Genomic DNA, 13,784 nt, shown 5'->3' with positions numbered 1-13,784 from the left:
GTCTGGGACCATCTTTTGTATGGCTAATACCAGCTTTGTTGTTGTTTTCGTCCTTAGCATGCTATTTGGGTCGTTTGCCTGTAGCCCCCGGGAAGACAAGGAACCCGAACCTGAATTTTGGGAAAACCCAGCGGAAATAGACCTTGAGGCCATAAAAAAGCGGGGCTATCTTCGGGCCCTTGTAGACAATTCCTCGACCAGCTATTACATCTACCGGGGCAGAACCATGGGGTACGAGTTTGAATTGCTCCGCAACCTCGCCAATCACCTGGGCGTAGGGCTTCGGCTGATCGTTCGGCATGACCTGGAAGACGCATTCCGGCTGTTGAATAAAGGAAAAGCCGATATCGTGGCCATTAATTTTGAAGTAAACGAGGAGCGAAGAAAATATGCTTCTTTCACCGAACCGGTGGGACACATGAAGACCGTCCTCGTGCAACGCAAAGATCATACACACCTGGACAGTATTGCTCAGCTACGCCAGAAGTCGATTTCTATCAAGCGGGGTACGATTTACCAACAACGGCTTCGGTCCCTGAGCGATTCCCTGGAGCTCAATATTAGCATAAAGGAGGAAAACACCAGTTTGGAGGACCTTATCACACAGGTGGTACGCGAAGAAATCGACTATACCATGGTAGACGACGACATCGCCCTGGTAAATGCTACGTATTACGATAACCTGGATGTCAGCCTCATGTTGAGCCCGGCCAATCCCGTCTCCTGGGCGGTTAGAAAAAATGCTCCCGAATTAATAGGTGTCATCAACGAATGGCTGGCTCGAATAAAAAAGACCGGATATCAGGCTATCTTGTTCAATAAATATTTTGAAAATAAGAAAAACAGCTATTACCGAACCTCTTCGGCGTTTTCATCCGTTTCCGGAGGTCGCATATCCAATTATGACGAAATCATTAAAGAAGGAGCCGATCTATTGGGCTGGGACTGGCGATTGCTGGCCGCGCTGGTATACAAGGAAAGTCGCTTCAACCACAATGCGGTTTCCTACGCAGGAGCGGTGGGCTTGTTGCAGCTGATGCCGGTCACCCTACAACGTTTTGGGGTTACGGATCCTAACAATCCCAACGAGAGTCTGCGGGGAGGGGTAAATTACCTCAGGTACCTGGACGGCTTCTGGTTGGAGCGGGTACCGGACAATACACAGCGTATTAAGTTTATATTGGCTTCTTATAACGTGGGACACGGACACGTGCAGGATGCCTGGAGGCTGGCATACAAATACGGAAAGGACACCCGGCGTTGGGAAAACGTAGCCTATTACCTGGAAAAAAAATCCCAACCCGAAATTTACCGGGACCCCTGGGTTAAGAGTGGCTATGCCAAAGGACACGTGACTGTACGCTATGTGAGAGAAGTGTATGGATTGTACGAGTCGTATAAAGTATTGGTAGACTTCTAAGCATCGGGAATCATTCCTGCGGTAATTTTCGCCGAAAGTAAGCAGAGGGGAATCCCTCCCCCGGGATGCACGCTGCCACCACAGAAATACAAACCATCTATCGAAGAGAAATTTGCATGGCGCAAGAAAGCTGCATAACGATTGTTCGAGCTGTTCCCATACAATGCACCATTGGCGGAAGAAGTTTTTGATTCGATGGTGATCGGCTCAAGCACTTCTTCCACCGCTATCAAGGGGCCGATATCGGTGCCCAGTATTCGGTTGATTTTTCCGATGATTGCTGCCCGGGCCTGGGACTTGAGCACTTCCCAATTTTGACCTTGATTGTTTGGGACATTTATCATCGTAAACCAATTCATGCAGTTTTCGGGTGCATCGTCTTTTTTGTAGACAGAGGTGATGTTGATGTAGACCGTGGGATCCGAATAAATGGATTTTTTTGAAAAAATATACGCAAATTCCTCCTGGTAATCATCGCTGAAAAAAATGTTATGCAGGTCCAGTTCCGGAAATACTTTTTTAATGCCCCAGTAAAAAATCAATGCAGAACTGGATTTAGGTTGTTGCAGTAGCCGTTTTGGTTGCCGTTGGTCTTTTAGGAGCGTTTTGTAGGCATTGACCATGTCCATGTTGTTCACCAATAGAGCGGCTTTGTGAACTTTTCCCTGGACCAGGACGCCCTTGGCCCGGTTGTTTTCGACGAGGATTCGCTCCACTTTTTGGTTAAAATGGAACGTTACACCCAAGTCTCTGGCCAGAGAGTAAAGGCTTTGTGTGATGGAATGCATGCCTTCTTCAGGGAAATAGGCGCCTCGATTAAATTCAAGGTGGGGAATAATCGTTAAGGTAGCGGGCGTTTGGTACGGGTTTGAGCCATTGTACGTAGCGTACCGATCGAATAGCTGAACCAATTTGGGATGGTCAAACTGTTTGCTGTTCGATCGGTGCATGGTTTGGAACAAGCCAAATTTACCCAGGCGCAGGTAGGCTTTGAGAGCGTTTTTGTTAAACCAGGTACTGCCCTGGTGCAGGGAGCGCTGCATAAAAAGAGGGGAAAGGTATCGGTATATATAAGAAGATTGGTTCAGTGCCCTTCGGATGTTTTTTGGATTTTCTCCAAGTTTGGTGTGCACCTCTTTCGCAAAGGCATCGATATCCGCATGGGCGGTTATCCGTGTCCCATCCTCCCAGAAGTAGCGACAATTCACCGGCAGCTTCTGGTACTTGAAATAATCGCTGGGATTTTTTCCGGAGAGCGTGAATAACTCGTCGACCTGCTCTGGTAAAGTAAACAAGGAAGGACCTGCATCAAACCGGTACCCGTCCAGATTGATTTCCGAAAGCTTGCCACCGGGGTACGCATTCGCTTCAAATACCTGAACCTGATATCCTTTGTTTGCCAGTCGGATGCTGGCTGCCAGACCGGCTATGCCCGATCCAATAATGATTGCCTGATTATTCATACAAGTAAAACTAAAAGAATTTCGAAGAGTTTACCCGCGCTTGTTTCTCTTTTTTGTTGCAGGGCCGAGCGTTTACTCCCGAATTCAGCAAGCTGCTGGGTTGAGAGGGTCCACCGGGTTAGTGGAAAAAAACGTTTTGGGAAGTCTGACGGGCCTTTCCGTTGGATCCTTCCTGGACGGGACGAACGAATCAACGGTTGATCGATTGCCCGTTCTCTTCAGAAAACGCCTGGGAAAGGGTTTCTGAGAATAAGGACAGTTCTCTCGCGCCGCTGATCGCCCGTTTTCTGTTGAATACAAAAAAGGGAACCCCTTTTATACCCAGTTGCCTGGCCTCCCATTGGTCCGCACGGACCTCCATCGCATAGTCGTCGCTATCCAATACCTGTTGGACCTCTGTGAGTCCAATTTCATCGGCAAGCGCCAATAGGGTAGCGTTGTCATCGATATTCTTTCCTTCCGTAAAATACGCCCGCAGGAGTCGTTCTTTGGTTTCCGACTGCAGTCCCTGGCTGTTTGCATGGTGTAGCAGCCGATGTGCCCGGAAGGTATTGGCCACCACGGCACGATCCAGCTGGTAGTCCAGGCCCAGGCTGTGGGCCTGTTTTGTGACGTATTCGTTCATTTCCCGGGCTTGTTCCGGGCTTATCCCTTTTTCTCTTGCCAAAAATTCGTTAATGGAAAGCCCGGGTTGGGTCTGGATATCCGGCATCAATTGAAAACTCTTGTAAATAATGGTAATGGGTACATCGGCATCAAAGGTTTCCAATGCCTTTTCCAATTTCCTTTTTCCCAAATAACAAAAAGGACAAACAATATCACTCCAAATTTCGATCGTCATGGTTGTATTTTATCAATATTGGTTCCTATAACGGACTTCGTCTAACGTACGTATCGGTCAGATAACATCCAGCCTTAGGTAAGAGTTCTCGGAGCAGCCATCCAATCGGGACTAGTCTTCTCCCCGATTTCTGTTGAATTTGGGGCTTTCGTCGAGAAATAGCCGGCCAAGTTACCTGTCGCGAGCAAGGTTTTTGTTGGAAAAAGTAGTATCTTGATTCGTTTAAGTGAACCTTTACACGTAACTCAACATGATGGAAATCATTTCTACCTTAAAGAAATTAATTGAAGTACGGTTCAAACTCCTTAAGTCGGAAATCGCTGATGAGATTAGTGGTTTGGTAGCCAGATTGGGGATGTTGGTACTGATGGTATTGACCGCCTCCTTCATTTTGCTTTTCGGGAGTATTTCATTGGCTTTCTATTTCAGCGAACTGTATGGGAGTAGTTCGGTAGGCTTTTTGCTACTGACGGGAATTTACTTGTTGTTGTTTTTCCTTTTGTATTTATTAAAAAACACCGCTTTTTTTCAGCGGGTATTGAAAAATACGCTTTCCAAATACGTTTTTTTATTCAGGAATCGAAAGGATTGAAGATGGATCAGGAATTAAAACAGCAGGCGGAAGAGCTGGAACAGACGCTACAGAAGCAGCTGGAGCTTTTCAAAGAAGATTCCCAAATATACCTCAAAGTGGGTGGAATGGCCTTATTGGGTGGGCTCCTGGCGGTGGGTTCTGTACGGCTACTCTCCAGTCGGGGCAGTAAGAGCGTGAAAAATGGCAAGCAGGAAAAAAAGAAAGCGAAAAAGAAAAAAGGTTATTCGTTTTTCCGCACGATCGGTAACCGTTTGCTGTGGATGGCTTTCGACTATGGAAAAGCCAGGCTTGTAGAAAGACTGATTGCAAATGTAGCAAAAGCGGATACGGATGAGTCGGAAGAATGAGTTGAAAGCGTTGCTTTTTCAAAGAAGTCGGGAAGGTAGAAAAAGCCTCGCCTGGCTGATTGACCCGGAAAAGACCAGAGGCAAGCAGGCCTGGATGGATTTGGCCGATCGATGCGCCGGTTTTCCACTGGATTTCTTTTTTGTAGGGGGCAGTTTGGTCCATCCGGAAAATTTTTTAACCTGTGTTCGTGAAGTAAAACGAATTTCTCAAAACCGAATCCCTGTGGTTCTATTTCCGGGTAGTTTCCAGCAGGTTTCCGCAGAAGCGGACGCCATCTTGTTTTTATCACTAATTTCCGGGAGAAACCCGGAGTGGTTGATCGGACAGCAAGTATTGGCTGCGCCAACCCTTGCGGAGACCGATTTGGAAATTCTATCCACCGGATACATGCTCGTGGACGGAGAACGATCTACCAGTGTCGAATACATTAGCCAAACCCTGCCGCTCCCACGCGACAAGCCGGATTTGGCAGCGGCTACAGCCCTGGCGGGAAAGTTTCTAGGGCTTTCGTTGTTTTATTTGGATGCCGGTAGCGGTGCCCGGCTGCCGGTTCCGGAGAAGATGATTCAGGCGGTTCGAACAGCGGTGGACGGACCTTTGATCGTCGGCGGGGGCATTGATTCCGTTTCCCGGGCACAGCGTGCGTGGGATGCGGGGGCGGATTTGGTGGTGATCGGAAACGGGGCAGAAAAAAACCCCGGCCTGGTAGCCGAGGTATATCAGTACTTGCGGTGTTTTAACGCCTCACTGAACGTTAATTAGGGATTCCCGTCGCCGCATTTTACCAGCGGGTAGCCCATACATCATTTTAAATCGGCGACAGAAATAAGCGGTGTCTTTATACCCCACTTCTTTTCCGATATCCCGGATACTTTTCTTAGTGGTTCGGAGCAATTCTACTGCTGCTTCCATCCGCTGGTATTCGATGTAATCCTGGGGGTTGATCCCGGTGAGCATTTTGAAATACTGCCCTACGTAATCTTCCGACACATTGGCGACTTTTGCCAGAACTTTGTTAGACAAATCTCCCCCAATGTTCTTTTTAATGTAATTGAACATGTCGATGAGCCGGGGATCTTTGAAATAGGTACTGTTGGTGGAAAGCTCCTCCACAAAGAGCCTGTTTTTAAGGATATGCCGAACCAATTCCACCACCAAGAGCTCGGTGTACAATTTGATCACCCGTTCTTTTCCCGGAGTGCTTTGTTCCGATTCCTTGACTACATCCTCCAGAATAGAGGCAATCCGGTCGTTAAACCGAATCACGAATGCGGGTATCCCGAGCGAGTTGAAGAAATTTACTACATCGAATACTTTGGCCTCGAAGGTAACCGAGGTAATGCAATCGTCCTCCAGATTTTTTATATCCTTAAAGCTAATTGTCTGTAAGTATTTTTTCTTGTTTTCTAAAAAAGTTTCGTTAGCGGTCTCATTCCGCTTGGTTACGGTACCAAAGGAAACACGGGTAGATCTTCCGGCGGGAATAAAAAGTATTTCTCCCTCGTTTACAGATTCTTGCTCCTCGCCAAAATTGAGCGATCCTCTGTGGAGAAGGATCGCTGTATTTTCAGAATCCGTATAGTCAGTGATGGTTACAGGCCGCTCTATTTTGAAGTTATTCCCTTTCACGTACCGCACCCCAACCGACTCAATTACCTTATTGTAATATTCCATGATCAGTTCCTTTAGGTTTATTTTTGTAAAAGTATATTTTTTTTCTGATTTGTTAGGACAATTATAGATAAAAAATTAGAATAAACTAAATTCTGATATGAAAATTAATATATATTTTTAAATATCCACAGCTTATACAATTAGCTAAAAAGATTTCTGGATATAACTATTTTTTGAATTTTTCGAATGGCTACCCGGGTAAGTCCATGACCAATCGAAGGGACGACGCCCGTAGTCAAAGCATCCTGGATAGGCTTCCGTTTGGGGGCCCGGGCATATTTATTCGCTTTTTGGCCGGTTTCGGTCTGCGGCGGCGGGCATTCGTTTCCACTGGTCCGGCTTGCCAGTACCAGGTAGAAAACAAGCCTTCCTGCTGCCTTTTCGGCCGAGCGGCCCTGGGTACCATCCTATGAGGGAAAGAGGTACAGCGGTCAAAGGCTGATTTTTGTGGAAACAAAAAAAGGGGCAATTGCTGCCCCTTTCCTGATAGTGCTTTAGGTAACCGTTTGTCTTATTCACGATTTCCAAAAAAGATCAATAGGTAATACGCCAGGGTAGCCAACGAAGCGAGCGCAGCGACTACATAGGTCATGGCGGCCCATTTTAAGGCGTCCTTCGACATGCCGTATTCCTGAGGAGTTACGATGTTTCGCTCCTGTACCCAGGCCAATGCCCGCCTGCTGGCATCAAATTCCACGGGAAGAGTAACCACGCTGAATAATGTCAACACGCTGTAGGCCCCAACGACCACTACCCCAACCGCTTCGTAAGGCAGTCCAAACAGGGCGATCCCTCCAAACAAGGAAGCAAGCAGGACGAAATTAAGGATTTTACCGCTTACATTCTGTATCGGTACCATCGCCGAGCGCAACTGTAGCCAGGCGTACGATTGTGCGTGCTGAACGGCATGGCCGCACTCATGGGCAGCCACGGCCGTGGCCGCAGCATTTCTCCCGTAATACACGTCCGGACTTAGATTGACCGTTTTATTCATCGGGTTATAATGGTCGGATAACTGACCTTCCACACAATTTACCCGAACGTGGTGGATGTTATGATCTGCAAGCATCAACTCAGCTATTTCCTTCCCGGACAGATTCGCCCGAAGCGATGTCTGCGAGTATTTTCTGAATTTGCTTTTGAGTTTGTTGCTGACAACGTACCCCAAGATTCCGAAAACCACTACAATTAGTATAATTCCCATTGCTTTATTAGATTAATTTTTTTTGCTAATTAACGTGATCTTCCTGGCGAAGGTTACTTTTTCCCACAACCAGAAAATAGACGAGCCCCATACCCCCCAGCAGCAGAATCGTCACCATCTGCGAGGCATGTACCACCAGCGCAAAAATCTTGCCCTGCTCCTCCGAAATTCCGTAAAATAGTAAGATAAAAGCAACAAGGGCGTGAAAGGTTCCGATGCCTCCCTGTACCGGGGCCACCATTCCAATGCTCCCCATAACCAATACCATCAATATAGAACCCACTGATAATGAACTGGTAGCAGGCATTGCAAAAGCGATCCAATACATCATCAGGAAATAGATAATCCAAATGCACAAAGAAGCTATCCAGAAAGCCCATTGGTTTTTCATCTGTACCACCGTTTCCAGGCCACTGACAAATTGGCGGAAAAACTGTCTGATTTTCCCCATCCACTGACGGTTTTTTACTTTTCGGTAGGCCAGGTAAAGCATGGACAGCAATCCGATCCCCAGGACGAGTCCCAGGACAAGGTACTTCTCGATAAATTGATTCAGCGAGGAAAAAGAGACCAACATTCCAAGTAATTCCGAAAAAACCGCTCCTTGAGATACCAGGGCTAAGGCAACAAGCAGGAGCATGAATGCCATATCAATGGTTCGTTCGAGCACGACGGTTCCGAGCAATTTCCCGGTAGGTACCGGATAGACGCGATTCACGGCCCCGCAACGGGCCAGTTCTCCCGCTCTCGGAAGAAGCAGGTTGACCAGGTAGCCCAGCATGAGCGCCCAAAATATGGGCGCGGTGGTAATCGAAAAATTTTCGCGGGTTGCGATCAGGAGCTTCCAACGCCATGCCCGGACCAGGTACCCGACGATCCCAATGGATACGGAAGCGAACAGCCAAAACAGCCTGGTTTCCTTTAGCGCCAACACAAACGCCTCTTTTTCAACATCCCGGTAAAGAAAGTAGAAGATCGCAGCAGCGACAAGTAAGGACAGGCCAAGTTGAATTCCCCTTTTTTTCGATTGCTTCAAATCAGCCGGTTTTGTTCGTCTGGGAAAATAACAATCGGTTTGAACGACCTGGCCGCGTCTACATCCATGCTGGCATAGGTAATGATGATGATCACGTCTCCAACCTGTGCTTTGCGGGCAGCCGGGCCATTCAGGCAAACCTGACCGCTGCCTCTTTCTCCGGCGATTGCATAGGTTTCCAGGCGCTCTCCGTTGTTGATGTTGACGATTTGTACTTTTTCGTTCGGAAGGATACGAGCAGCGTCCATCAGATCCTCATCTATGGTAATGCTCCCTACGTAATGGAGCTCTGCCTGAGTGATTTTTACCCGGTGAATTTTCGATTTTAATAGTTGGATGTGCATGACAATGGTTAATTCTGCTCCTCGCTAATGACAATATTGTCAATCAATCGGATGTTCTCAACAAACGCGGCAATGCAAAGGGCATGCGGCAGTCCCGAAACGGGGCTTGACATAACGGAGAACCGGTTTAGCTCTACCAATTCCAGGTACTCTGGCTCGATGGAAGCGGTACGAAGGAGCCGATCCATCGCCTGACTTTTTATGAATAACCAGTCGCCGCCCTTCATTAGTTCAGCCTGGCAAAAAAGTAAGGTTTGATGCAAAAGGGATGCGGTATCTCTTCCCTGTTCAGAGAGCCGGAGGTTACGGGAGGAGAGGGCAAGGCCGTTTGTTTCCCGGACCGTCGGAACCGTAACAACGGTGGTGGGAAAGGAAAGGTCCCGGACCAACCGCCGGATGAGCGTGACTTGCTGCAGGTCTTTTTGTCCAAAAAAGGCCATATCCGGTTGGATGATATGAAACAACTTGGACACCACAATGCCTACTCCGTTGAAATGTCCGGGTCGAAACTGCCCTTCCAGCACCTGTTCCATGGGGCCGAAATCAAATTCAGTGATGACTGCCTCCGGATACATTTCTGTTTCATTGGGGATGAATACGAGATCGACAGCTTCCTGCGAGAGCAAGGTTAGGTCTCGGTGCAGATCACGGGGGTAATTCTCCAGGTCTTCCGGGCTGTTGAATTGAATTGGGTTGACAAATAGCGAGACAGCGGTGAGGTCCGTATGTTCTTTTGATCGGCGGATCAGTTCCATATGGCCCCGATGAAGTGCTCCCATGGTCGGAACCAACCCGATGGATTTTCCGCGGCTCCTTTCTCTTTTTAAATAGCTTCTTACGGCGGGTATGGTCTCAAATTTTTCCAAGTACTTCGTTCCGATGGTTTAGGAAAATAGGTGCAAAAGTATATTATTCTGAAGAAAAACAATGGGATTTCCTGTATTTTTTTGTAAATTTGTAGTCCCGTTATATCCCTTAACAAAACACACAAGTTATGTCTAAACTTCGTATTCTTTACGTAGCAAGCGAAATCAATCCCTTTCTCCAAACCTCAGAAGTAGCTAATTTTGTTCGGGCGCTGCCGCAGGCGATGCAGGAGAAAGGTATGGAAATCCGAATTTTAGTACCCAGGTTTGGAGTAATTAACGAGAGAAAGAATCGATTGCATGAGGTAGTTAGGCTTTCCGGAATCAATATTTCCGTAGGAGAAGAAGAAAAACCGTTGATTATCAAGGTGGCTTCCATACCAAATGCCAAACTTCAGGTTTATTTCATTGACAACGAAGACTATTTTCAGCGGAAAAGCGTTTTTTTCGATAAGCAGGACAAGTTTTACGAAGACAACGACGAAAGGGCTATCTTCTTCTGCAAAGGTGTTCTGGAGACCGTTAAGAAATTGGGATGGGCGCCGGATGTGGTGCATTGCAACGATTGGATGACGAGCCTGATACCCTTGTACCTGAAAACCACGTATAAAAACGAACCGTTGTTCAAAGAAACAAAATCCGTGTTCGCCATATATAATAACGGATTTAGTCATAAATTTGGGGACGATTTATTTGAGAAAATTAAGATGGTGGACATCGACGATCAGTTGCTCGCCCCATTGAAATCCAAAGACTACGAAGGATTTCTAAAATTGGGCATGGAGTACGCAGACGTCGTTGTTAAGGGCGAGGACATTTCCGAAAGCCTGACAGCCATGATACAAGAATCATCAAAAGACAAGCAGTTTGAAATTAATAGTGAAGAAGAAGACCAGCTTTTTGAAAGTTACTACAATATCTACACGGACCTGGCTGGCTAAAGTCCCTGTATTTTTATTTACCACGCTTATTTTCGCTAGTGCTTGTTCGGACCCATCCGAGATCGGATTGGTGCTCGATCCAGGTTCCAACCAGATAGGGGTATTCTACGAAGAGATACCCCTATCTTCGTATATGGTGCTAGCCGATTCTTTCAACACCACCAGCGAGGGTCGGCTTCTGGTAGGCGGTGACCAAAGTGACTACTTTGGTACCACCCAGTCCATTGGGTACAGCCGGCTTTCCTTTAACCCCACCGGTGTTCCTCCCCAAACGGACGCTATATTTGATTCTGCAGTTTTTTCGTTGAATGTGATCGATCTGATCGGGGAAAATTTCGACGAAGAAAAATCCTTCCGGGTGCATCGCCTTACCGAACCCATTCTGGATACTGCGTATTACAATTTCAACAGGCTCGCATTTGATGAAGACGAAGTGATCGCTTCGGGCTCCTTCCTGCTTCAACCGGATACAGTAAACCGGCTGCGGATGGATGTCTCCCCCGAGCTTTCCTCCGAGCTTTTTGAAAAACTTACCACCAACGATCCGGTTTTTGAGGATATTTTTGCATTTCGTGAATACTTTCCAGGAATAGCCATCACAGGTGATCCGGCGCAAAATACCTCACTATCCGTGGGTGTGGGAAGCGGTACCGGGTTTATTCTGTATTACCATTACGAGGGGGATACGGTGTCGCTGACCTATCCGATCAATACCATCCAATCCAGGCATTTTAATGGAATCGTAAGCGACCGGCAAAATACGCCTATTGCAGGTATTCAGGAAAGGGGAGTGGCATACGATGTGCCGGGAGCGCTGCTGGGCGGAAAATCCGGCCTGGGACTGATGGTGAAGGTGGACATGAATCCCCTGCACGAGTTTTTGGACACCCTGGAAAACGTTACCTTCAATCAGATCATGCTCGAAGTGGGGCCCATCGAGGAATATCCGGAATTCATGCGGCCTTTCAGTACCTTTGTCATGTATTTTGCCACGGAAGACAATGAAATTTACCGCCGGTTTGACGGCGCAGAAGTAGCTGTGCAGGCAGAAGGACAGGGGCATACCGGTCTCGATCCGCAAGGTAATGTGGTTCCTACGACCAATAATCAGACAGGATTGGCGTTCAATACCGAAACCCGGATTTATGCCAATCAAGTCACGTCCTATGTAAATGCCCTCTACCGCTCGGATCTGGTACGAACCGATCTGTTTTTATACCCAAACACCCCCAGTACGGAAAGGGGGCCGGTGAACTTCGATTCGTTTAAACGTTCGCTGCGGGAATACCGGGTGAATAAGGATGCTATTAAACTAAAAATCTATTATACCCGGGTACGGTAGTGGCCTGAAAAGCCAATCACTGGGTTTTTGAAAATAACAATGCGGCCCAGTCGCTACGGGTTTTTTGTCCAATTTCGCTCAACCGGTGTTTGCGGGCTTCGGCTCGAAGGGCGTTCCCGTCATCGTCGTAAAACCCACTTACAAGCAATTGTCCTCCCTTGGGTAGCTTGGCGGCATAGGCGGGCATCTCCTCCAGCAATACGTTTTTGTTGATGTTGGCCATGACCAAGTCGTAGGTCCCTGCCGGGTTCACCGATTGGATCGTGCCTGTTTGCATGCGCAATTCGGAGTACCCGTTTAGTTCAAAGTTTTCATTTCCATTTTCTACGCTCCACTCGTCTATATCGAAAGCAACGATTTCTGCAGCGCCGCGTTGTTTTGCCATGATCGCTAAAATGCCCGTCCCTGAGCCGGCGTCGATCACTTTTTTGCCAGCCAGCTCCATTTCCAGTAACCAGGCCAACATGAGGTACGTGGTGGCATGGTGTCCGGTCCCAAAGGACATCTTCGGATTGATGATGATTTCGTGATGGAAATCGGCTGGTTTACCCGGGTGAAAGGTCGCCCGTACGTACACTTTGTTCTGTATTTCGATGGGGTCGTAATTCTTTTCCCAAACTTCGTTCCAATTGATTTTGGCAAGGGTACGTTCTTGCAGGCGAAGTTCCGCTGCTTCCCGGTAGCGTTGGAGCAACGATTCCCACAAGGTCGCGTCCAATGCATCCGGTAAAATGCAGGCTTCGAAACCCGTCGCTGTTTCCAAAAAAGAGTCAAAACCGATGCCGGCCATTTCGGCAATCAAAATATCGGTGTAATCTGGTGCACAGCTGATTTTAAACTCCAGGTATTCCACTTCAGAAAGGGTTTGTTGAGGTAGGTAATAAAAATAACCCGGGCAAGTACGGCCCGGGTGTCAAAGCAGGTAGTAGTAGAATCAAAAGGACTTAACGATGTCCACGAAATCTCTGGATTTCAAGGAGGCGCCGCCAATCAACCCCCCGTCTACGTCCGGCTTGGAGAAGATTTCTTTGGCATTGTCCGGCTTGCAGCTTCCGCCGTAAAGAATGGAAATCTCATTGGCAACGGATTTCCCGTATTTCCCAGCCAGGTGGTTTCGGATCGCAGCGTGCATTTCTTGTGCTTGCTCTGCTGAGGCAGTTTTTCCGGTTCCGATCGCCCAGATGGGTTCGTATGCGATGACAATTTTCTTTAGTTCCTCCGCTGAAAAACCAAATAGACTGGCCGTTAGCTGCTCTTTGACGTAGGCCTCCTGAGTTTCGGATTCCCTGATTTCCAACGGTTCTCCACAGCAGAATATGGGGTGAAGCTCATTGGCCAACGCCTGTTTGGTTTTTTCGGTCAGTAACTCATTGGTTTCGTTGAAATACTCCCTGCGCTCGCTATGGCCGATAATGACATAACTTGCGCCAAAAGAAGCCAACATGCTGGCCGAAATTTCTCCTGTAAAGGCTCCGGAAGCTTTATCGGAACAATTTTGGGCCCCCAGGTACAGTTGATCCACACCTGCAAGCAACCGCCCTACCGCCTGAAGGTGTACAAACGGTGGGTTTAGCACTACGGTCACTCCAGCGGTGGGTTCATCTTTGATCATATGTACAATCTCTGAAGTAAGCTTTTGTCCTTCCTCCTGCAAACAATTCATTTTCCAGTTACCAGCAACTATTTTTTTTCGCATGATATATTAGTTAA

At 47.6% G+C, this 13,784-nt stretch carries 15 protein-coding genes; 6 read left to right on the top strand and 9 right to left on the bottom strand.

What is annotated here, in order from left to right; genetic code table 11:
- The first annotated feature begins 19 nt into the window (after nt 1-19).
- Nucleotides 20-1,420: a transglycosylase SLT domain-containing protein gene (locus ABWH99_RS00710; RefSeq protein ID WP_375584400.1), complete on the top strand. Its 1,401-nt coding sequence runs from the start codon at nt 20-22 to the stop codon at nt 1,418-1,420.
- On the opposite strand, the gene crtD is transcribed toward ABWH99_RS00710, so the two are convergent.
- Complete coding sequence (gene crtD / locus ABWH99_RS00705; RefSeq protein ID WP_375584399.1) at nt 1,417-2,883, bottom strand: 1-hydroxycarotenoid 3,4-desaturase CrtD; 1,467 nt, start codon at nt 2,881-2,883, stop codon at nt 1,417-1,419. The genes ABWH99_RS00710 and crtD overlap by 4 nt on opposite strands.
- Before the next feature lie 190 nt (nt 2,884-3,073).
- Nucleotides 3,074-3,724, bottom strand: a complete 651-nt coding sequence (locus ABWH99_RS00700) for a DsbA family oxidoreductase (RefSeq protein WP_375584398.1) — start codon at nt 3,722-3,724, stop codon at nt 3,074-3,076.
- A gap of 250 nt (nt 3,725-3,974) precedes the next feature.
- Here ABWH99_RS00700 and ABWH99_RS00695 point away from each other — a divergent pair, with 250 nt between their 5' ends.
- From ABWH99_RS00695 to ABWH99_RS00685, 3 genes are read left to right on the top strand one after another with little or no spacing between them, the layout of a single operon-like run.
- Nucleotides 3,975-4,316, top strand: a complete 342-nt coding sequence (locus ABWH99_RS00695; RefSeq protein ID WP_375584397.1) for a phage holin family protein — start codon at nt 3,975-3,977, stop codon at nt 4,314-4,316.
- Between the two features lie 2 nt (nt 4,317-4,318).
- Entirely contained in the window at nt 4,319-4,666 is a 348-nt protein-coding gene (locus ABWH99_RS00690) for a hypothetical protein (RefSeq protein WP_375584396.1), read from the top strand.
- Nucleotides 4,650-5,429, top strand: coding sequence for a geranylgeranylglyceryl/heptaprenylglyceryl phosphate synthase (locus ABWH99_RS00685; RefSeq protein WP_375584395.1), 780 nt, complete (start codon nt 4,650-4,652; stop codon nt 5,427-5,429). Before ABWH99_RS00690 ends, ABWH99_RS00685 begins: the two co-directional genes overlap by 17 nt.
- On the opposite strand, the gene ABWH99_RS00680 is transcribed toward ABWH99_RS00685, so the two are convergent.
- The 5 genes from ABWH99_RS00680 to panC all read right to left on the bottom strand — a co-directional run bounded on the left by ABWH99_RS00680 (nt 5,412) and on the right by panC (nt 9,791).
- Nucleotides 5,412-6,341 carry a helix-turn-helix domain-containing protein gene (locus ABWH99_RS00680; RefSeq protein WP_375584394.1) on the bottom strand — a complete coding sequence of 310 codons (930 nt, stop codon included), beginning with the start codon at nt 6,339-6,341 and terminating at the stop codon, nt 5,412-5,414. The two genes, ABWH99_RS00685 and ABWH99_RS00680, sit on opposite strands and share 18 nt — an antisense overlap.
- Before the next feature lie 511 nt (nt 6,342-6,852).
- Entirely contained in the window at nt 6,853-7,545 is a 693-nt protein-coding gene (locus ABWH99_RS00675; RefSeq protein ID WP_375584393.1) for a zinc metallopeptidase, read from the bottom strand.
- Nucleotides 7,546-7,570: 25 nt separating this feature from the next.
- Nucleotides 7,571-8,581: a lysylphosphatidylglycerol synthase transmembrane domain-containing protein gene (locus ABWH99_RS00670; protein ID WP_375584392.1), complete on the bottom strand. Its 1,011-nt coding sequence runs from the start codon at nt 8,579-8,581 to the stop codon at nt 7,571-7,573.
- Nucleotides 8,578-8,925 carry an aspartate 1-decarboxylase gene (gene panD / locus ABWH99_RS00665; protein ID WP_375584391.1) on the bottom strand — a complete coding sequence of 116 codons (348 nt, stop codon included), beginning with the start codon at nt 8,923-8,925 and terminating at the stop codon, nt 8,578-8,580. The genes ABWH99_RS00670 and panD overlap by 4 nt, the downstream gene beginning before the upstream one ends.
- Before the next feature lie 8 nt (nt 8,926-8,933).
- Nucleotides 8,934-9,791, bottom strand: coding sequence for a pantoate--beta-alanine ligase (gene panC / locus ABWH99_RS00660; protein ID WP_375584390.1), 858 nt, complete (start codon nt 9,789-9,791; stop codon nt 8,934-8,936).
- A gap of 128 nt (nt 9,792-9,919) precedes the next feature.
- Here panC and ABWH99_RS00655 point away from each other — a divergent pair, with 128 nt between their 5' ends.
- Together ABWH99_RS00655 and ABWH99_RS00650 are read left to right on the top strand one after the other, a co-directional pair.
- Complete coding sequence (locus tag ABWH99_RS00655; RefSeq protein WP_375584389.1) at nt 9,920-10,732, top strand: glycogen/starch synthase; 813 nt, start codon at nt 9,920-9,922, stop codon at nt 10,730-10,732.
- Complete coding sequence (locus ABWH99_RS00650; RefSeq protein ID WP_375584388.1) at nt 10,659-12,074, top strand: DUF4270 family protein; 1,416 nt, start codon at nt 10,659-10,661, stop codon at nt 12,072-12,074. Before ABWH99_RS00655 ends, ABWH99_RS00650 begins: the two co-directional genes overlap by 74 nt.
- Nucleotides 12,075-12,090: 16 nt before the next feature.
- Here ABWH99_RS00650 and prmA read toward each other — a convergent pair whose 3' ends face one another.
- Together prmA and tpiA are read right to left on the bottom strand one after the other, a co-directional pair.
- Nucleotides 12,091-12,927 carry a 50S ribosomal protein L11 methyltransferase gene (gene prmA, locus ABWH99_RS00645; protein ID WP_375584387.1) on the bottom strand — a complete coding sequence of 279 codons (837 nt, stop codon included), beginning with the start codon at nt 12,925-12,927 and terminating at the stop codon, nt 12,091-12,093.
- 81 nt (nt 12,928-13,008) lie between these two features.
- Nucleotides 13,009-13,770 carry a triose-phosphate isomerase gene (gene tpiA, locus ABWH99_RS00640; protein ID WP_375584386.1) on the bottom strand — a complete coding sequence of 254 codons (762 nt, stop codon included), beginning with the start codon at nt 13,768-13,770 and terminating at the stop codon, nt 13,009-13,011.
- Nucleotides 13,771-13,784: the final 14 nt, after the last annotated feature.

It is taken from the genome of Cyclobacterium xiamenense, assembly GCF_042140265.1.
In the GTDB taxonomy this organism is placed as follows: domain Bacteria; phylum Bacteroidota; class Bacteroidia; order Cytophagales; family Cyclobacteriaceae; genus Cyclobacterium; species Cyclobacterium xiamenense_A.
This window is presented reverse-complemented; position numbering and strand designations above follow the sequence as displayed.